Below are 18,395 nucleotides of genomic sequence, written 5' to 3'. Positions count from 1 at the left end.
CTTTGCTATGCTGCGCGCCGTTCACATTTTCAGTTGAGGTTTTCATGACCCATCACGACAACGTGCGCGCGCAACTGCACGCCATCGAAGCTTTACTGCGGGATCATCAGCTGTGGCAAGAGATGGCCCCGCAGCCTGACGCGTTTGAAAGTACACAACCTTTCTGCATGGATACCCTGGAGCCGTTTGAGTGGCTGCAGTGGGTGCTCATTCCCCGCATGCACGCCCTGCTGGACAGCGGTCATCCGCTGCCCCAGAGCTTTGCCGTGGCGCCCTATTATGAAATGGCGCTCGACGCCGCTCACCCCTCTCGCGACGCGGTGCTGACGGCATTGCTGGCGCTGGATACGCTCTTCGGCGACGAAGCATGATTGAGATCCTCTATCAGGATGAGTGGCTGGTGGCCGTCAATAAACCCTCGGGTTGGCTGGTGCACCGTAGCTGGCTGGACCGGGATGAGAAGGTCGTCGTCATGCAGACGGTGCGCGACCAGATCGGTCAGCATGTCTTTACGGCCCATCGTCTCGACAGACCCACTTCCGGTGTGCTGCTGATGGGGCTTTCCAGCGAGGCCGGACGTCGTCTGTCGCAGCAGTTTGAGCAGCATCAGATCCAGAAACGCTACCATGCGATTGTCCGCGGCTGGCTCACAGAGGCCGCAACCCTCGATTATCCCCTGACGGAAGAGCTGGATAAAATCGCCGATAAGTATGCCCGCGATGACAAAGGCCCGCAGCCGGCGGTGACTGATTATCGCGGAATGGTGACCACCGAAATGCCGGTTGCCACCAGTAAGTTTCCCACTACACGCTATAGTCTGATTGAACTGGAACCGAAAACCGGGCGTAAGCACCAGCTGCGACGCCATCTGGCGCATCTGCGCCACCCGATCATCGGCGACAGCAAGCATGGCGATTTGCGGCAGAACCGCAGTGCAGCAGAGCATTTCGGCTGCAATCGTCTGATGTTACACGCCAGCCAGCTGCACCTTATCCATCCGTTTACCGGCGAGCCGCTGACGATCCGCGCCGGACTGGACGAGGTATGGATGCAGGCGCTGTCACAGTTTGGATGGCGCGGACAACTCCCCGAAAATGAAAGGGTTGAGTTTGACGTTGCCAGCGTTCAGGATGATCGTTAATTGCGTCTAATCAGGGAGTAAAACATGGCGGTAATCGGAATTTTTGTCGGCACGATGTACGGCAATTCGCTGCTGGTGGCTGAAGAGGCCGAAGCGATCCTCGCGGGAATGGGCCATAAAGCGACAGTCTATGAAGATCCCGATCTGGCCGACTGGGAAAAATATCAGGGTCAGTATGCGCTGGTGGTCACCTCGACAACCGGGCAGGGCGATCTGCCGGACAGTATCGTCCCGTTGTTTACGGGCATTAAGGATAAGCTGGGTTACCAGCCGGAAATGCGTTACGGCATTATCGCGCTCGGTGACAGCACCTACGCGAATTTTTGCGGCGGCGGCAAGCAGTTCGATGCGCTGTTACAGGAGCAAAGCGCGCAGCGCGTGGGCGAAATGCTGATGATCGATGCCTCTGAACACCCTGAGCCGGAAAGCGAATCCAATCCCTGGGTTGAACACTGGGGCACATTGCTAAAATAAGTTCCCGCCCTCCCTGCTGCGGAGGGCCAGAACCTTTTGCCAGTTAACAAAGCGACCTTGCAGACAATGTAAGGTAACTGAATCGAGTAAGCATTGGGCAAACGCCCGTAAATCCCTGTCTTGATCGTGGTTATTAGCAGGCATTTTCACTGCGTCAAGCGACCTGTTTCACACTCCCGGTAATCCCCTCCTTCTGCCTGCCGTTTACCGGCGGGCAGTTTTCATTTCCGTGAAGTCTCTTCCATTGGCCTGGGCTTTTGCCACAAACAACCGCAAAGGAGTGCGCCAATGTTGTGTCGTTGCACGGTGAGAGCGCCCTGGATCCTTTCTTATACTTTTTCCGCCAGTTAATAAAAATGCAGTCATTGAGGCAATACGACCTAAACGTTCGAACTGCAATAACACATACACGTCATTCTGATTACCCTACGGTTGAGCTGTTCAGAATGAACGTAGCGAAAACGCTATGATTCAGGAGTGCAAGAATGAGTTCATTAAGCCAAGCGGCGAGCAGCGCTGAAAAGCGCACTAATGCCCGCTACTGGATAGTGGTGATGCTGTTTATCGTCACATCCTTCAACTATGGCGACCGCGCCACCCTGTCAATTGCCGGCTCGGAAATGGCAAGAGATATCGGTCTGGATCCGGTCGGCATGGGATATGTTTTCTCGGCATTTTCATGGGCCTATGTTATCGGCCAAATTCCTGGCGGCTGGCTGCTTGACCGCTTCGGTTCAAAACGTGTCTATTTCTGGTCCATTTTTATCTGGTCCCTGTTCACCCTGCTGCAGGGCTTCGTCGATGTCTTTAACGGCTTTGGCATTATCGTCGCGCTCTTTACCCTGCGCTTCCTGGTGGGTCTGGCCGAAGCGCCATCCTTCCCGGGCAACAGCCGAATAGTGGCGGCCTGGTTCCCGGCGCAGGAGAGGGGAACGGCGGTTTCCATTTTTAACTCCGCGCAATACTTTGCCACCGTTATCTTCGCCCCAATCATGGGCTGGCTGACGCACGAGGTGGGCTGGTCACACGTGTTCTTCTTCATGGGTGGCCTGGGTATCGTCATCAGCTTTGTCTGGCTGAAAGTGATCCACGAGCCGAACCAGCATCCGGGCGTAAACCAGAAAGAGCTGGATTACATCGCCGAAGGCGGCGCGCTGATCAATATGGATCAGGCGAAAAACAAAGAGAAAGTGCCGTTCAGCCAGAAGTGGGGCCAGATCAAACAGCTGGTGGGCTCTCGCATGATGGTGGGGATCTACCTCGGCCAGTATTGCATCAACGCCTTAACCTACTTCTTTATCACCTGGTTCCCGGTCTACCTGGTGCAGGCGCGCGGCATGTCCATCCTGAAAGCCGGGTTTGTGGCCTCTGTTCCGGCGATCTGCGGCTTTATCGGCGGCGTGCTGGGCGGGGTGATTTCCGACTGGCTGATGCGCCGCACGGGTTCCCTGAATATCGCCCGTAAAACGCCAATCGTGCTGGGGATGCTGCTCTCCATGTCGATGGTAGTGTGTAACTACGTTGATGCTGAGTGGATGATTATCGGCTTCATGGCAATGGCGTTCTTCGGTAAAGGCATCGGTGCGCTGGGCTGGGCGGTGATGGCAGATACCGCGCCGAAAGAGATCAGCGGCCTGAGCGGCGGTCTGTTCAACATGTTCGGCAACATCTCCGGTATTGTCACCCCGATCGCGATTGGCTACATCGTCGGCACTACCGGCTCGTTCAACGGCGCGCTGATTTACGTCGGGATCCATGCCCTGGTGGCGGTACTGAGCTACCTGGTGCTGGTGGGTGATATCAAACGTATCGAGCTGAAACCTGTTGCGGAGCGTTCATAATGAGCATGCAATCCAGCCCCATCGTGACGGAAATGAAGGTTATTCCGGTCGCCGGCCAGGACAGCATGCTGCTGAACATCGGCGGCGCGCACAACGCCTGGTTTACCCGCAACATCGTGGTGCTGACCGATAACGCCGGGAACACCGGCGTAGGGGAAGCCCCCGGCGGGGAGGTGATCTACCAGACGCTGGTGGATGCCATCCCCCAGGTGGTTGGCCAGGAAGTGGCGCGGCTGAACAAAGTCGTACAGCGCGTGCACAAAGGTAACCAGTCTGCCGACTTCGATACCTTCGGCAAAGGTGCCTGGACATTTGAACTGCGGGTGAACGCGGTGGCGGCGCTGGAGGCGGCGCTGCTGGACCTGCTGGGCAAAGCGCTGAACGTGCCGGTATGTGAACTCCTTGGTCCCGGTAAACAGCGCGATGCGGTCACCGTGCTGGGCTATCTCTTCTACCTGGGCGATCGCAACAAAACCGATCTGCCTTATCTGGAGCGTTCCCCGGGCAATCACGAGTGGTACCACCTGCGCCATCAGGAGGCGCTCTCCAGCGAGGCGGTGGTCCGCCTGGCAGAGGCGGCGCAGGATCGCTACGGCTTTAAAGATTTCAAACTGAAAGGCGGCGTTTTGCCGGGCGAGCAGGAGATCGACAGCGCCCGCGCCCTGAAAAAACGCTTCCCGGATGCCCGTATTACCGTCGATCCCAACGGCGCCTGGCTGCTGGATGAAGCCATTGCCCTGTGCAAAGGCCTGGGCGATGTGCTGACCTACGCCGAAGATCCGTGCGGCGCTGAGCAGGGCTTCTCTGGCCGTGAGGTGATGGCGGAGTTCCGCCGCGCCACGGGCCTGCCGGTGGCAACCAATATGATTGCCACAAACTGGCGCGAGATGGGCCATGCGGTGATGCTGAACTCGGTGGATATCCCGCTGGCGGATCCGCACTTCTGGACCCTTTCCGGCGCGGTACGCGTGGCGCAGCTGTGCGATGACTGGGGCTTAACCTGGGGTTGCCACTCTAACAACCACTTTGATATTTCGCTGGCCATGTTTACCCACGTAGGCGCCGCCGCCCCTGGCACGCCGACGGCTATCGATACCCACTGGATCTGGCAGGAAGGCGAAGCGCGCCTGACCAAAAATCCACTCGAAATTAAACACGGCAAGATTGCCGTCCCTGACGCCCCGGGGCTTGGCGTGGAGCTTGACTGGGATCAGATCCACAAAGCACACGAAGCGTATAAGAAACTGCCAGGCGGCGCGCGTAATGATGCAGGCCCGATGCAGTACCTTATTCCCGGCTGGACCTTTGACCGTAAACGCCCGGCGTTCGGTCGCCACTGATTAAAGGATTGAATTATGAGCACTTTTACTACGCCTGTTGTCACCTCCATGCAGATCATCCCGGTTGCCGGTTATGACAGCATGCTGATGAACCTGAGCGGCGCCCATGCCCCGTTCTTTACCCGTAATATTGTGATTATCAAAGACAACTCTGGCCATACCGGTGTGGGTGAAATCCCGGGTGGGGAGAAGATCCGTAAAACGCTGGAAGATGCGATCCCGTTGGTCGTCGGCAAAACGCTGGGCGCATACAAGAACGTCCTCAATGCGGTACGTAACGAATTTGCTGACCGTGACGCGGGCGGCCGCGGGCTGCAGACCTTTGACCTGCGCACCACTATTCACGTGGTCACCGGTATTGAAGCGGCGATGCTCGACCTGCTGGGCCAGCACCTGGGAGTCAACGTTGCCTCCCTGCTGGGTGACGGGCAGCAGCGCACTGAAGTGGAGATGCTGGGCTACCTCTTCTTTGTAGGCAACCGTAAGCTGACCCCGCTGCCGTACCAGAGCCAGCCGGATGAGCAGTGCGACTGGTATCGCCTGCGCCATGAAGAGGCGATGACCCCGGATGCGGTTGTACGTCTGGCGGAAGCGGCGTACGAGAAGTACGGCTTTAACGATTTCAAGCTGAAGGGCGGCGTGCTGGCCGGTGACGAGGAAGCCGAATCGATCATCGCGCTGGCGAAACGCTTCCCGCAGGCGCGCGTCACTCTCGACCCTAACGGCGCCTGGTCCCTTGATGAAGCGATCCGCATCGGTAAACGCCTGAAGGGCGTGCTGGCTTACGCAGAAGATCCGTGTGGCGCCGAGCAGGGCTTCTCCGGGCGTGAAGTAATGGCTGAATTCCGTCGCGCTACCGGTCTGCCAACCGCCACCAATATGATCGCCACCGACTGGCGCCAGATGGGCCATACCCTGTCGCTGCAATCCGTAGATATCCCGCTGGCGGATCCGCACTTCTGGACCATGCAGGGCTCGGTGCGCGTGGCGCAGATGTGCCACGAGTTCGGCCTGACCTGGGGATCGCACTCCAACAACCACTTTGATATCTCGCTGGCGATGTTCACCCATGTGGCTGCGGCCGCGCCGGGCGACATCACCGCCATCGACACCCACTGGATCTGGCAGGAAGGCAACCAGCGTCTGACCAAAGAGCCGTTCGAAATCAAAGGCGGTATGGTGCAGGTGCCTTCCACGCCGGGTCTGGGCGTTGAGCTGGATATGGATCAGGTGATGAAGGCGCACGAGCTCTATCTGCAGCACGGTCTGGGCGCGCGCGACGACGCGATGGCGATGCAGTACCTCATCCCGGAGTGGACCTTCAACAACAAACGCCCTTGCATGGTGCGTTAAGTCCGGTGCCGGTTCCTGCGGGAGTCGGCATTTTCTCTTGCGTGACGGGTGTATGCTTATGGTGGTCAACATGCGTAAGGACGGCTTATGAAAATAGTTATCGCACCGGACTCTTACAAAGAGAGCCTGAGTGCCCTGGCAGTGGCAACGGCGATAGAGCAAGGATTTTGCGAGATTTTCCCCACGGCGGAGTACGTGAAGCTGCCGGTTGCTGATGGTGGCGAGGGCACCGTGGAAGCGATGGTCGCCGCGACTCAGGGTGACATTATTCAGGTGCGGGTAACAGGGCCGCTCGGCGAGCATGTTGAGGGTTTTTATGGCCGCTCCGGCGATGGCAAAAGTGCGTTTATCGAGATGGCGGCGGCCAGCGGTCTGGAGCGGGTTCCCCCGGGCCAGCGTAATCCGCTGAAAACTACCTCCTGGGGAACCGGCGAGCTGATCCGTCATGCGCTGGATGCTGGCGTAAAACATATCATCATCGGTATCGGTGGCAGCGCCACCAACGATGGCGGCGCAGGAATGGTACAGGCGCTTGGGGCGAAGCTGCTGGACGAGCAGGGGAACGCCATTGGTGCGGGGGGCGGCGAGCTGGAGAAGCTGGCGCGTATCGATATCAGCGGCCTGGATAAACGGCTGACGGAGTGCCGCATTGACGTGGCCTGCGACGTCACCAATCCGCTGACCGGTGACAACGGTGCCACCGCGGTGTTTGGTCCCCAGAAGGGGGCCACGCCGGAGATGATCGTTCGCCTCGATCGCGCGCTGTCGCAGTATGCCCGCATCATCGCCCGTGACCTGGACGTTGACGTGCTCGGGCTGGCGGGCGGCGGCGCGGCGGGCGGAATGGGGGCGGCGCTATATGCGTTTTGCGGCGCGCAGCTGCGCCAGGGCATTGAAATTGTTACCGATGCGCTCAATCTGGACAGCCTGGTGGCCGATGCCGATCTGGTGATCACCGGGGAAGGACGAATCGACAGCCAGACCATCCATGGCAAAGTGCCGGTTGGGGTGGCGAAGATCGCTAAACGTCATAATAAACCGGTGATTGGCCTCGCGGGCAGCCTGACGGCGGATGTTGGCGTGGTGCATGAGCACGGCATCGACGCGGTGTTCAGCGTGATTTATACCGTCTGTACGCTGGAGGAGGCGCTGGAAAACGCCGAGGAAAATGTGCGGATGGCGGCGAGGAATATTGCGGCGGTGTTGAAGGTGGGGATGGGAATGTAGTTTTATCTTCCCCAGATTCGCACGGCCGGCTCCCTCTCCCTCAGGGAGAGGGCTGGGGTGAGGGGGAACATGCGACTGAGGTGGTTATTCCGTTCACCTCACGTTCTGTACTTATCTGTAAGCTGCCTCATCTGTGAACGTGCTAAGGGGGCTCGCCTGCACTGAACCCCGTTTCCTGGACACCTCTATTCTTTTGTTTTTTCTGCCTGAGTCCGGTACGTCACCGGGCTCAGGCCGCCAGTTTTCAGGCTAATTCGTTCGGTGTTGAAGTAACGAATATAAGCCCTGATATCCCGCTCCAGCTCCTTCACGGAACCATACTTCTTGCGGTAGTACATCTCCACTTTCAGATGACTGAAGAAGTTTTCCATTACTGCATTATCCAGGCAGTTTCCCTTTCGCGACATACTCTGGACTATCCCGGCTTTTTCCAGCATTAACCGCCATGCCGGCGTCCTGTAAGCCCAGCCCTGATCGCTGTGTAAGACCAGGCCTTCACTATGTCTTTTTGCTTTCAGGGCCTTATGTAGCATCCTGCAGACCAGAGGCTGTGACGGGCTGGTCGACATATTCCAGGCCACGATTTCGTTGTTGAACAGATCCTGCAGGGCTGACAGGTACAGTTTCTGTCCCCCGGCCCGGAACTCCGTCACATCCGTACACCACTTGATCCCGCTTCGTTCAGCGCTGAAGTCGCGGGCCAGCAGATTGGCGGATGCCAGCCCTGCATCCGGCATATACGAGCGGTATCTTTTCCGCCGCAGCTGACAGGTGAGGCCATGCTCTTTCATCAGCCTGCGCACTGTCTTGTGATTGAGCGTGAAGCCCTCATCCCGCAGTGCTCTCGTCATTCTCCGGTAGCCATAACGCTGCGCATGCCGCTGGCTGATGGCCTTCATTGCACTGACCGCATCCGCATAACGCTCAGTCCCGTGCTCAGGGTGCGAGACATGATAATAATATGTGCTGCGTGACAACCGCGCGGCATACAGCAGGCAGGGCAGCCTGTGTGCCGTCAGCAACGACTGCACTATTCTGGTTTTTTCTCCTGCTCCCTGAGCGCGTTTTCTTCTCTCAGGGCTTTCAGCTTTTTTAAGTAAGCATTTTCCGCACGCAGATATTCCAGCTCCCTCTGCAGTTCTTTGGGCGTCATTTCACTGAAGGGCTTAGCACCGGGGACATATTTTTTCTGTGACATAGCGGGTCCGGGTCTGGCAGTGTGAAGCGCCTTTGCCCCTCCCCTCCGGTAGCGCCTCATCCAGTTGAGAATAAGGGATTCATTGGGGATGGCGAAGCGCGATGAAGCCTCCGCATAGCTGCACCTGTTTTTTGCGACGTAACGGACAACGCGGAGCCTGAATTCTGCAGTATAGGTCCGCGCAGGACGGTCCTCCAGCCCGGCTTTACCCTGACGACGGTAAGCCCGTAGCCAGCGGGTCAGGGGTGATTTGCCGACACTGAACAGGCGGGCTGTTTCTTTAATGCCCGACTTTCCGGCCATGTAATGCTCTACAGCCGCAAGTCTGATATGGAAAGGATGTTTCATCGTTCTGAACCTCCAGATTTGGAATCTGGTGTCCAGGATCCGGGGTTCAGTGCACCGCCGCCCCCTTAGCAATCCCGGCTCCCGGCAAAAAAATCGCCGCTTCGCGGTCCCCTCAGCTTATTCCTCCTGGCTTTCGGGTCGGGCACCAGCCTGCATCCCTGCAGGCTATGCCCTCTCGGCGCGTCCCTGCGCCTCGCCCCGGCCATCCGGAAACGCTTCGGCGATTTTCAGCCGGACCAGGGAGTCGCTGTAAGTTTTTTATTCTCTTATGATCTAAATGCCGCTTTAAGATGGACAATAGAAATGCGGATCCCTCAGCCCTGACTATCCCAACACCTTCATCGCTTCCCGCGTCACATTATCCATCTCATCCAGCAGCTCCAGGAACTCCGGTTCCAGCTCGCTCTCCGGCGTGCCGGAACGTAACTGCTGCTCCAGCAACTGACACAGGTTCTTCAGGCGCGGCACTCCGCTGTAACCGCAACTGCCGTGCAGCTTATGGATAGCGCCGAGCAGATCGTCCGGTTCCTCACCTACCAGCTGCTCCTCCACCTTATTGCGGATCTCCGGCAGGAAGTCCACCAGCATCTTCAGCATCTCCCGCGCCAGGTCGTTTTTACCCGCCGCCTGACGCAGCGCCAGCTGCCAGTCGAGGGTTGCGCTGGCGTTGACCACGCTCTCCGGAGGGGGAGGCGGAGCTACCCGGTTGTCCGTGGCGGGACCAGGTTTGTAGCGCAGCAGCAGGCTGCGCAGTTTCTCTTCTTCGATCGGTTTCGCCAGATAATCGTTCATCCCGGCGCTCAGCAGTTTCTCTTTTTGACCCGCCATCGCATGCGCCGTTACGGCGATAACCGGCGTTTGCAGGTGATGAGGAAGCTGGCGAATCAGTTCGCAGGCGCGGATGCCATCCATGCCGGGCATCTGAATATCCATCATGATCAGGTCAAATGGCATCGCCTTCGCCCGCTCTACGGACTGCAGGCCGTTTTCGCACAGCTCGACATGCTGCACCTGATCCTCCAGCAGCGCACCAATCAGCTTCAGGTTGGCGGGGTTATCGTCCACCGCCATCACCGTCATCGGCAGTTTGCTCTGATCGCTGATCGCAGGCGCGGGGTGATGGTTCAGACGACAGTACTCGGTGAGGGTCGGCAACAGACGGGTGGCAGTCAGCGGTTTCAGCAGACAGGCTGCCGCCCCGTCATGCTTAAGCTCCTCGGCGTTAATCTGCGCATGGCACGGCAGAGCCAGCAGCAGGTAATCGGTCATCGAGGCCGCTTTCGCCAGCCGCTCCTGCTGCATGCTCAGCTCGCCGGTAAAGGTCACCGGGATCCCCATCAGCAGGATGTCGTAATGCGCAACGGGCAGCGCGGAGAACGCCGGGCTGTATACCACCTCCAGCGGGGTGGTGCTCAACACATCAAGGGTACTTTGCGCGGCGGCGGTATTCGGCTCCACGTACGCCAGCCGTTTACCCTGCAGGCAGTCCATGGCCGGACGATCGGTCATGACATTCGGGTTGAGGTCGAGATTGATATGGAACCAGAAGGTCGACCCCCGGTTAGGCTGGCTGTGGAAGGAGATATCGCCCCCCATCTCGTTGACCAGTTTCTGGGTGATGACCAGTCCCAGCCCGGTGCCGCCGTGACGGCGGGAAATACTGGCGTCGGCCTGACGGAAGGCCTGGAACAGCCGGGACTGATCCCGCTCAGGAATACCGATCCCCGTATCGCGGATCTGCACCTCAATCTGCACCTTGGTATTGCTGATGGCGCGCTTTTCAACCAGCACGTCGATGTTACCGCTCTCGGTGAATTTAATGGCGTTGCCCACCAGGTTGGTGATCACCTGCTGGAGACGCAGCGGATCGCCAATCACGTTGTCCGGTACGTCGTTTTTAATGTTCAGCGTCAGCTCCAGCCCCTTGTCGTGAGAGGAGTGCGCCAGCAGGGTGACCACTTCATCCAGGGTATTACGCAGCGGGAACGGTATGCTCTCAAGGATAAGTTTGCCCGCCTCGAGCTTGGAGAAGTCCAGCACGTCATTGATGATCGCCAGCAGGTTATTGGCGGAGCGTTCAATGGTATGCAGGTGGTCGCGCTGGGTTGGGTTGAGCTCGGTTTTCAGGGTCAGGCGGGTAAAGCCAATCACCCCGTTAAGCGGCGTGCGCAGCTCGTGAGACATGTTCGCCAGGAACTCTGATTTGATGCGGGCCGCCTCCTGAGCACGTTTTTTCGCCAGATCCAGCTCGACGTTCTGGATCTCCATCTGCTCCAGCGTTTCGCGCAGGTCGGAGGTGGCCTGATCGACGTTATGCTGCATCTCCTCATGGTACGCCGCCAGCGACATGGCCATCGAGTTGATGCCGTTTTTCAGCATATCCAGCTCGCCGAGCATAAAGCCCTCAACGCGGCTGTCGAGCTGGCCCCGACGGATGCGGTCGACGGTATTCACCATATTGCGGATAGGGCTGGTCACATCACGCATCAGACGCCAGCCAAAGATCAGCGCGATGCCGATACAAAACAGCATCATCACCGTGGAGATGAAGATCTCCCGGTACTGCTGCAGCCGCACGGACTTGAGATCCAGCTCCAGCGCCACATATCCCAGCAGGTTGTTATTGGGCTTGGCGTCCGATGCGGGTGATTCATCCGGTGAATAGCTTTCCGAGATAATCGGCGTGCGCAGGATCATCTTTTCGCCCTGGCGGATCACGCTCAGCCGTTTTGGAAACGCCGTTCCGTCCGGCAGCTTCAGGGTATCCGGGTCAAGCTGGATATTGGAGGTGACGAACAGATGATTATTTTGGTCATACACCGAGATAGCCCGCACAATGTCTGAATGACGGCGATGCAAAATACTGATGAGCTGGCCGATGGGCTCGCGGTTTTGCAGGTTCATGCCGTACTCGCTGGATACCGCCAACGGCTCAATAATGCTGGCCCCGGCGTCCTCAAGCTGGCGCTGAAGGTCGTTATAACGGTGCACCACGAAGAAGGTACTCAGCAGTAAACCAATGAGTACGGTAGGGGCGAGGATCAAAATCATCATGCGCGCACGCAGGCTGTAGTTGGTCATGGAGTTCCGTTATGGGACAATTAGAGTCAATATGTTCATTTGAGAAAATTCCCGGCGATGGCGCAATTCTACTCTGCAAAGCGACGCGTGACGACGCGTCAGATCATAACTGTTGAAGTGACAGACCTCGATCCGTTCGGACAGGGGGTGGCGCGCCATGAGGGTAAGACCGTATTTATCCCCGGACTGCTGCCCCAGGAGCGTGCGGAAATCACCCTGACGGAAGAGAAACGTCAGTACGCACGCGGCCAGGTAAAGCGCCGTCTTAATGATAGCCCGGAACGCGAAACGCCACGCTGCCCGCACTTCGGCGTGTGCGGCGGCTGCCAACAGCAGCACGCCAGCGTTGCGCTCCAGGCGCGCAGCAAAAGCAATGCGCTGGCGCGCTTGCTGAAGCACGACGTCGATGAAACGATCGCCGATAGGCCCTGGGGCTACCGCCGCCGGGCGCGTCTGAGCCTGAACTGGCAGCCGAAAACTGCGCGTCTGGAGATGGGCTTTCGCAAGGCCAACTCCAGCGACATTGTGGACGTCAAACAGTGCCCCATTCTGGTGCCCCATCTTGAGGCATTGCTGCCAGAAGTGCGCAAATGCCTTTCTGAACTGCAGGGCGCTCGCCATCTCGGGCACGTTGAGCTGGTGCTGGCCAACAGCGGTCCGTTGATGGTGCTGCGCCATACGGCGCCGCTGTCGGCCAAAGATCGTGAAAAACTGGAACGCTTTTCGCATTCCTTTGACCTTGCGCTTTATCTCGCTCCGCAAAGCGAGATACTTGAGCAACTGAGCGGTGAAACGCCCTGGTATGATTCAGACGGGCTACGCTTAACGTTCAGTCCGCGTGATTTTATTCAGGTCAATGACGGCGTTAATCAGCAGATGGTAGCGACCGCGCTGGCATGGCTGGATATTCAGCCAGAGGACCGGGTGCTCGACCTGTTCTGCGGGATGGGCAACTTTACCCTGCCGCTGGCAAAACGGGCACACAGCGTCGTTGGTGTGGAAGGCGTGGCGGCGCTGGTGGAAAAGGGGCGCGAAAACGCTATTCATAATGCGCTGCAAAACGTGACATTTTTTCATGAGAATCTGGAAGAGGATGTCACCAGGCAGCCATGGGCAGCGCACGGTTTCGATAAAATTCTGCTGGACCCGGCACGCGCGGGTGCGCCAGGCGTGATGCAGCATATTATCAAACTCGCCCCTAAGCGCGTGGTCTATGTTTCCTGTAATCCGGCGACGCTTGCCCGGGATAGCGAGGCGTTACTCGCCGCGGGTTACCAGATTCAGCGTCTGGCAATGCTTGATATGTTCCCGCACACTGGACATCTGGAATCAATGGCGTTGTTTGAACACAACTGATGAGTTTCGGCTTGTCGAATCCGACAGGCAAGGGTCCCTAAAGGAGAGGACAATGGTTGCGGTAAGAAGTGCACATCTCAATAAAGCTGGTGAGTTTGACCCACAAAAATGGATCGCAAGTCTGGGGATTGCCAGCCAGCAGTCGTGTGAACGCTTAACCGAAACATGGGCCTATTGTCTGCGCACCACTCAGGGGCACCCCGATGCCGAACTGCTGCTGTGGCGCGGCATCGAAATGGTCGAAATCCTCTCCATGCTGAGTATGGATATCGAAACGCTTCAGGCTGCGCTGCTGTTCCCACTGGCGGACGCGGAGGTGGTCACAGAAGATGCCCTTCGTGAAAGCGTGGGCAAATCCGTTGTCGCCCTGATCCACGGCGTGCGCGACATGGCGGCCATCCGCCAGCTTAAAGCCACCCATACCGATTCGGTCTCTTCTGAACAGGTCGATAACGTCCGCCGTATGCTGCTGGCGATGGTGGATGATTTCCGCTGCGTGGTGATCAAGCTTGCAGAACGCGTCGCCCATTTGCGGGAAGTGAAAGACGCGCCGGAAGATGAACGCGTGCTGGCGGCGAAAGAGTGCACCAATATCTATGCCCCGCTGGCGAACCGTCTGGGGATCGGGCAGCTGAAATGGGAGCTGGAAGATTACTGCTTCCGCTACCTGCACCCGGCGGAATACAAACGGATTGCCAAACTGCTGCACGAGCGCCGTATCGACCGCGAACATTACATCGAAGAGTTTGTCGGCGGTTTGCGTAAGTCGATGAAAGAAGAGGGCGTGAAGGCCGAAGTCTATGGCCGTCCGAAGCATATCTACAGCATCTGGCGCAAAATGCAGAAGAAGCATCTCGCCTTTGACGAGCTGTTTGACGTGCGCGCCGTGCGTATCGTGGCCGAGCGGTTACAGGACTGCTACGCCGCGCTGGGGATTGTTCATACCCATTACCGCCACATGCCGGATGAGTTTGACGACTACGTCGCTAACCCGAAACCGAACGGCTACCAGTCGATCCATACCGTGGTCCTGGGGCCGGGCGGCAAACCGGTCGAGATCCAGATCCGCACCAAACAGATGCACGAAGAGTCCGAGCTGGGCGTCGCCGCGCACTGGAAGTACAAAGAGGGCACCTCAGGCGGGGCGCGCTCCGGTCACGAAGATCGCATTGCCTGGCTGCGTAAGCTGATTGCGTGGCAGGAAGAGATGGCTGACTCGGGCGAAATGCTCGATGAAGTGCGCAGCCAGGTCTTTGACGACCGGGTCTACGTCTTTACGCCGAAAGGGGACGTGGTTGACCTGCCAGCAGGCTCTACGCCGCTCGACTTCGCCTACCACATCCACAGTGATGTGGGGCATCGCTGCATCGGCGCCAAAATCGGCGGGCGTATTGTACCCTTCACCTATCAACTGCAGATGGGCGATCAGGTAGACATCATCACCCAGAAACAGCCGAACCCGAGTCGCGACTGGCTGAACCCGAACCTCGGCTATGTCACCACCAGCCGTGGGCGCTCTAAAATTCACGCCTGGTTCCGCAAGCAGGATCGTGACAAGAATATCCTTGCCGGGCGTCAGATCCTGGACGACGAGCTGGAGCATTTAGGCATCCATCTGAAAGAGGCGGAGAAATTCCTGCTGCCGCGCTACAACTTCAACGAGCTGGATGAGCTGCTGGCTGCCATCGGCGGCGGGGATATTCGTCTTAACCAGATGGTGAATTTCCTGCAGGCGCAGTTCAACAAACCGAGCGCGGAAGAGCAGGATGCCGCGGCGCTGAAGCAGCTGCAGCAGAAGAGCTACAATCCCTCGCACCGTAGCAAAGAGAAAGACAACGGCAGAGTAGTGGTGGAGGGCGTGGGTAATCTGATGCACCACATCGCCCGCTGCTGCCAGCCGATCCCCGGGGACGAAATCGTCGGTTTTATCACCCAGGGCCGGGGGATCTCCATCCACCGCGCGGATTGCGATCAGCTGGACGACTTACAGTCCCACGCGCCGGAACGCATCGTTGATGCGGTGTGGGGCGAGAGCTACTCCGCTGGCTATTCGCTGGTAGTACGGGTGTCAGCCAACGATCGCAGCGGCCTGCTGCGCGACATCACTACCATTCTGGCGAACGAAAAGGTGAACGTGCTTGGGGTTGCCAGCCGCAGCGACACCCGTCAGCAGCTCGCCACCATCGATATGACCATCGAAATCTATAACCTGCAGGTGCTGGGCCGGGTGCTCGGCAAGCTGAACCAGGTACCGGATGTGATTGACGCCCGTCGCCTGCACGGCGGTTAATCGCACTTTCTTTTGTAGGCCGGGTCAGGCTTCGCCGCCACCCGGCTTTATTTTTTAATGGAAAAGACCATGACCCAAATCGACCGCCTGCTCGGCATTATGAAACGTCTGCGCGACCCGGAAAACGGCTGTCCGTGGGACAAAGAGCAGACTTTCGCCACCATAGCCCCCTACACTCTGGAAGAGACCTACGAGGTGCTGGATGCCATCTCCCGGGAAGATTTTGACGATCTGTGCGGCGAGCTGGGCGACCTGCTGTTCCAGGTGGTGTTCTATGCGCAGATGGCCCAGGAAGAGGGGCGCTTTGATTTCAACGATATCTGCGCCGCCATCAGCGACAAGCTGGAGCGCCGTCACCCGCATATTTTTGGCGATGCCACCGCTGAGAACAGCCACGAAGTGCTGGCTCGCTGGGAACAGATTAAAAGCGCGGAGCGGGCAGAAAAGTCGCAGCATTCCGCGCTGGATGATATCCCGTTAAGCCTGCCGGCACTGATGCGCGCGCATAAGATCCAGAAACGCTGCTCGACGGTGGGGTTTGACTGGACGACGATCGGCCCGGTGCTCGACAAAGTGCATGAAGAGATTGACGAGGTGATGCACGAAGCCCAGCAGGCGGTCGTTGATCAGGAGAAGCTGGAAGAGGAGATGGGCGATCTGCTGTTTGCTACCGTCAACCTTTCGCGTCATTTAGGGGTCAAAGCCGAAGTGGCATTGCAAAAAGCGAACCTCAAATTCGAGCGTCGCTTCCGGGAAGTGGAGCGCATTATCGCTGCCCGCGGCCTGGAAATGACCGGCGTGGACCTCGATGCGATGGAAGAAGTGTGGCAGGAAGTAAAACGCCAGGAATCTGATCTCTAACGGGTTTTTGCGATCAAGCGCAATTTGTGTGATTTTTTAAATGACAAGCGCTTGATTTGCGTCAAAAACATTTACCCAAAAGGGGCTATTTTCTCACTCCCAATGTGAGTCAAAGCCTGAGACAGGAGACGGAGAATGAAAGTTTGTGGCGCTCGCCGTGTTCGGGTATACTACTTTCCCGTCCTGGTTATTCCATCGTTTCACCCTAACTTCTCAGGTTCAGCATGACAACGAACTATATTTTTGTGACCGGCGGGGTTGTATCCTCTCTGGGTAAAGGCATTGCCGCAGCCTCCCTCGCAGCCATTCTTGAAGCCCGTGGCCTCAATGTGACCATGATGAAGCTGGATCCGTACATCAACGTCGATCCAGGTACCATGAGCCCGATCCAACACGGGGAAGTGTTCGTTACTGAAGACGGCGCTGAAACCGACCTGGACCTGGGTCACTACGAGCGTTTCATTCGCACCAAAATGACCCGTCGTAACAACTTCACGACTGGCCGTATCTACTCCGACGTTCTGCGTAAAGAGCGTCGCGGTGACTATCTGGGCGCAACCGTTCAGGTTATCCCACACATCACCAACGCCATTAAAGAGCGAATCATTGCCGGTGGCGAAGGCCACGACGTCGTGCTGGTTGAAATCGGCGGTACCGTAGGTGATATCGAATCTCTGCCGTTCCTTGAAGCGATTCGCCAGCTGGCGGTGGATATCGGTCGCGAACACGCGCTGTTCATGCACCTGACTCTGGTGCCTTACATGGCTGCCGCAGGCGAAGTGAAAACCAAGCCGACCCAGCACTCCGTTAAAGAGCTGCTCTCTATCGGTATTCAGCCTGATATCCTGGTGTGCCGCTCCGATCGTGCAGTTCCGGCCAACGAACGTGCAAAAATTGCATTGTTCTGTAACGTGCCAGAAAAAGCCGTTATTTCAATGAAAGATGTCGATTCCATTTATAAAATCCCGGGCCTGTTGAAATCACAGGGCCTGGACGATTATATTTGTAAACGATTCAGCTTGAACTGTCCGGAAGCTAACCTGTCTGAATGGGAACAGGTTATTTACGAAGAAGCGAACCCGGCAGGCGAAGTGACTATCGGTATGGTCGGCAAGTACATTGAACTGCCGGACGCCTATAAGTCAGTTATCGAAGCGCTGAAACACGGTGGCCTGAAAAACCGCGTAACCGTCAACATCAAGCTGATCGATTCGCAGGATGTTGAAACCCGCGGTGTAGAAATTCTGAAAGATCTGGATGCTATTCTCATCCCTGGCGGCTTCGGCTACCGTGGTGTTGAAGGCAAGATCGCTACCGCACGCTATGCGCGTGAAAACAATATTCCTTACCTTGGCATCTGCCTGGGTATGCAGGTTGCGCTGATTGAATTTGCACGCAACGTGGTGGGGATGGAAAACGCGAACTCTACTGAATTTGTGCCAGACTGTAAGTACCCTGTTGTGGCGCTGATTACCGAATGGCGCGACGAAGAAGGTAACGTCGAAGTCCGTACCGAGAAAAGCGATCTGGGTGGCACGATGCGTCTGGGTTCTCAGGCTTGCCAGCTCTCTGACGACAGCCTGGTACGCCAGATGTACGGTGCGCCGGTCATCACTGAGCGCCATCGTCACCGTTATGAAGTGAACAACCTGCTGTTGAAACAAATTGAAGCTGCGGGTCTGCGTATTGCGGGCCGCTCCGGGGATGATCAGTTGGTCGAGATCATCGAAGTGCCGAACCACCCATGGTTCGTAGCCTGTCAGTTCCACCCGGAATTTACTTCTACGCCGCGTGATGGACATCCGCTGTTTGCTGGCTTTGTGAAAGCCGCCAATGAGTTCCAGAAGCGTCAGGCGAAGTAAGAAAAGTTAGAACGGCAACGCGT

The 18,395-nt window shown here is 57.4% G+C and carries 13 protein-coding genes; 11 read left to right on the top strand and 2 right to left on the bottom strand.

Annotation, left to right across the window (positions count from 1 at the left end):
* The first annotated feature begins 44 nt into the window (after window positions 1-44).
* The 7 genes from NB069_RS17665 to NB069_RS17635 all read left to right on the top strand — a co-directional run bounded on the left by NB069_RS17665 (window position 45) and on the right by NB069_RS17635 (window position 7,376).
* Window positions 45-371 (top strand): YqcC family protein, encoded by a 327-nt coding sequence (locus tag NB069_RS17665; RefSeq protein ID WP_250585662.1) that lies wholly within the window; start codon window positions 45-47, stop codon window positions 369-371.
* Window positions 368-1,141: a tRNA pseudouridine(65) synthase TruC gene (truC, locus tag NB069_RS17660; protein ID WP_250585660.1), complete on the top strand. Its 774-nt coding sequence runs from the start codon at window positions 368-370 to the stop codon at window positions 1,139-1,141. The genes NB069_RS17665 and truC overlap by 4 nt, the downstream gene beginning before the upstream one ends.
* 24 nt (window positions 1,142-1,165) lie before the next feature.
* Window positions 1,166-1,615, top strand: a complete 450-nt coding sequence (locus NB069_RS17655; RefSeq protein WP_250585658.1) for a flavodoxin — start codon at window positions 1,166-1,168, stop codon at window positions 1,613-1,615.
* Window positions 1,616-2,100: 485 nt separating this feature from the next.
* Complete coding sequence (locus NB069_RS17650) at window positions 2,101-3,456, top strand: MFS transporter (RefSeq protein ID WP_250585656.1); 1,356 nt, start codon at window positions 2,101-2,103, stop codon at window positions 3,454-3,456.
* Complete coding sequence (locus tag NB069_RS17645; protein ID WP_250585654.1) at window positions 3,456-4,796, top strand: glucarate dehydratase family protein; 1,341 nt, start codon at window positions 3,456-3,458, stop codon at window positions 4,794-4,796. The genes NB069_RS17650 and NB069_RS17645 overlap by 1 nt, the downstream gene beginning before the upstream one ends.
* A 12-nt stretch (window positions 4,797-4,808) precedes the next feature.
* The gene (gene gudD / locus NB069_RS17640; RefSeq protein ID WP_250589540.1) at window positions 4,809-6,149 is read left to right on the top strand and encodes a glucarate dehydratase; all 1,341 of its coding nucleotides are present in this window, start codon (window positions 4,809-4,811) and stop codon (window positions 6,147-6,149) included.
* Between the two features lie 87 nt (window positions 6,150-6,236).
* Window positions 6,237-7,376 (top strand): glycerate kinase, encoded by a 1,140-nt coding sequence (locus NB069_RS17635; protein WP_250585652.1) that lies wholly within the window; start codon window positions 6,237-6,239, stop codon window positions 7,374-7,376.
* A 185-nt stretch (window positions 7,377-7,561) separates the two neighbouring features.
* Here NB069_RS17635 and NB069_RS17630 read toward each other — a convergent pair.
* A protein-coding gene (locus tag NB069_RS17630; protein WP_250585650.1) for an IS3 family transposase occupies window positions 7,562-8,922 on the bottom strand; the annotation gives its coding sequence in 2 pieces (ribosomal slippage) (window positions 7,562-8,472 and window positions 8,472-8,922; 1,362 coding nt in all).
* 324 nt (window positions 8,923-9,246) lie between these two features.
* Window positions 9,247-12,003 (bottom strand): two-component sensor histidine kinase BarA, encoded by a 2,757-nt coding sequence (gene barA / locus NB069_RS17625; RefSeq protein WP_250585647.1) that lies wholly within the window; start codon window positions 12,001-12,003, stop codon window positions 9,247-9,249.
* Between the two features lie 57 nt (window positions 12,004-12,060).
* Between barA and rlmD the strand changes: the two genes are divergently transcribed.
* The 4 genes from rlmD (at window position 12,061) to pyrG (ending at window position 18,372) form a co-directional block, all read left to right on the top strand.
* Window positions 12,061-13,359 carry a 23S rRNA (uracil(1939)-C(5))-methyltransferase RlmD gene (rlmD, locus tag NB069_RS17620; RefSeq protein ID WP_250585645.1) on the top strand — a complete coding sequence of 433 codons (1,299 nt, stop codon included), beginning with the start codon at window positions 12,061-12,063 and terminating at the stop codon, window positions 13,357-13,359.
* Window positions 13,360-13,411: 52 nt separating this feature from the next.
* Entirely contained in the window at window positions 13,412-15,649 is a 2,238-nt protein-coding gene (gene relA, locus NB069_RS17615) for a GTP diphosphokinase (RefSeq protein WP_250585643.1), read from the top strand.
* Window positions 15,650-15,718: 69 nt separating this feature from the next.
* Window positions 15,719-16,510: a nucleoside triphosphate pyrophosphohydrolase gene (mazG, locus tag NB069_RS17610; RefSeq protein WP_250585641.1), complete on the top strand. Its 792-nt coding sequence runs from the start codon at window positions 15,719-15,721 to the stop codon at window positions 16,508-16,510.
* A gap of 224 nt (window positions 16,511-16,734) precedes the next feature.
* Entirely contained in the window at window positions 16,735-18,372 is a 1,638-nt protein-coding gene (gene pyrG, locus NB069_RS17605) for a glutamine hydrolyzing CTP synthase (RefSeq protein ID WP_039029936.1), read from the top strand.
* Window positions 18,373-18,395 lie beyond the last annotated feature (23 nt).

Origin of the sequence: Leclercia adecarboxylata (assembly GCF_023639785.1) — a bacterium.
In the GTDB taxonomy this organism is placed as follows: domain Bacteria; phylum Pseudomonadota; class Gammaproteobacteria; order Enterobacterales; family Enterobacteriaceae; genus Enterobacter; species Enterobacter adecarboxylatus_D.
This window is presented reverse-complemented; position numbering and strand designations above follow the sequence as displayed.

Bases quoted from the DNA above. Each gene is read 5' to 3' on its own strand.
- NB069_RS17665 (WP_250585662.1), top strand. From the start codon at position 45: ATGACCCATCACGACAACGTGCGCGCGCAACTGCACGCCATCGAAGCT.
- truC (WP_250585660.1), top strand. From the start codon at position 368: ATGATTGAGATCCTCTATCAGGATGAGTGGCTGGTGGCCGTCAATAAA.
- NB069_RS17655 (WP_250585658.1), top strand. From the start codon at position 1,166: ATGGCGGTAATCGGAATTTTTGTCGGCACGATGTACGGCAATTCGCTG.
- NB069_RS17650 (WP_250585656.1), top strand. From the start codon at position 2,101: ATGAGTTCATTAAGCCAAGCGGCGAGCAGCGCTGAAAAGCGCACTAAT.
- NB069_RS17645 (WP_250585654.1), top strand. From the start codon at position 3,456: ATGAGCATGCAATCCAGCCCCATCGTGACGGAAATGAAGGTTATTCCG.
- NB069_RS17635 (WP_250585652.1), top strand. From the start codon at position 6,237: ATGAAAATAGTTATCGCACCGGACTCTTACAAAGAGAGCCTGAGTGCC.
- barA (WP_250585647.1), bottom strand. From the start codon at position 12,003: ATGACCAACTACAGCCTGCGTGCGCGCATGATGATTTTGATCCTCGCC.
- rlmD (WP_250585645.1), top strand. From the start codon at position 12,061: ATGGCGCAATTCTACTCTGCAAAGCGACGCGTGACGACGCGTCAGATC.
- relA (WP_250585643.1), top strand. From the start codon at position 13,412: ATGGTTGCGGTAAGAAGTGCACATCTCAATAAAGCTGGTGAGTTTGAC.
- mazG (WP_250585641.1), top strand. From the start codon at position 15,719: ATGACCCAAATCGACCGCCTGCTCGGCATTATGAAACGTCTGCGCGAC.
- pyrG (WP_039029936.1), top strand. From the start codon at position 16,735: ATGACAACGAACTATATTTTTGTGACCGGCGGGGTTGTATCCTCTCTG.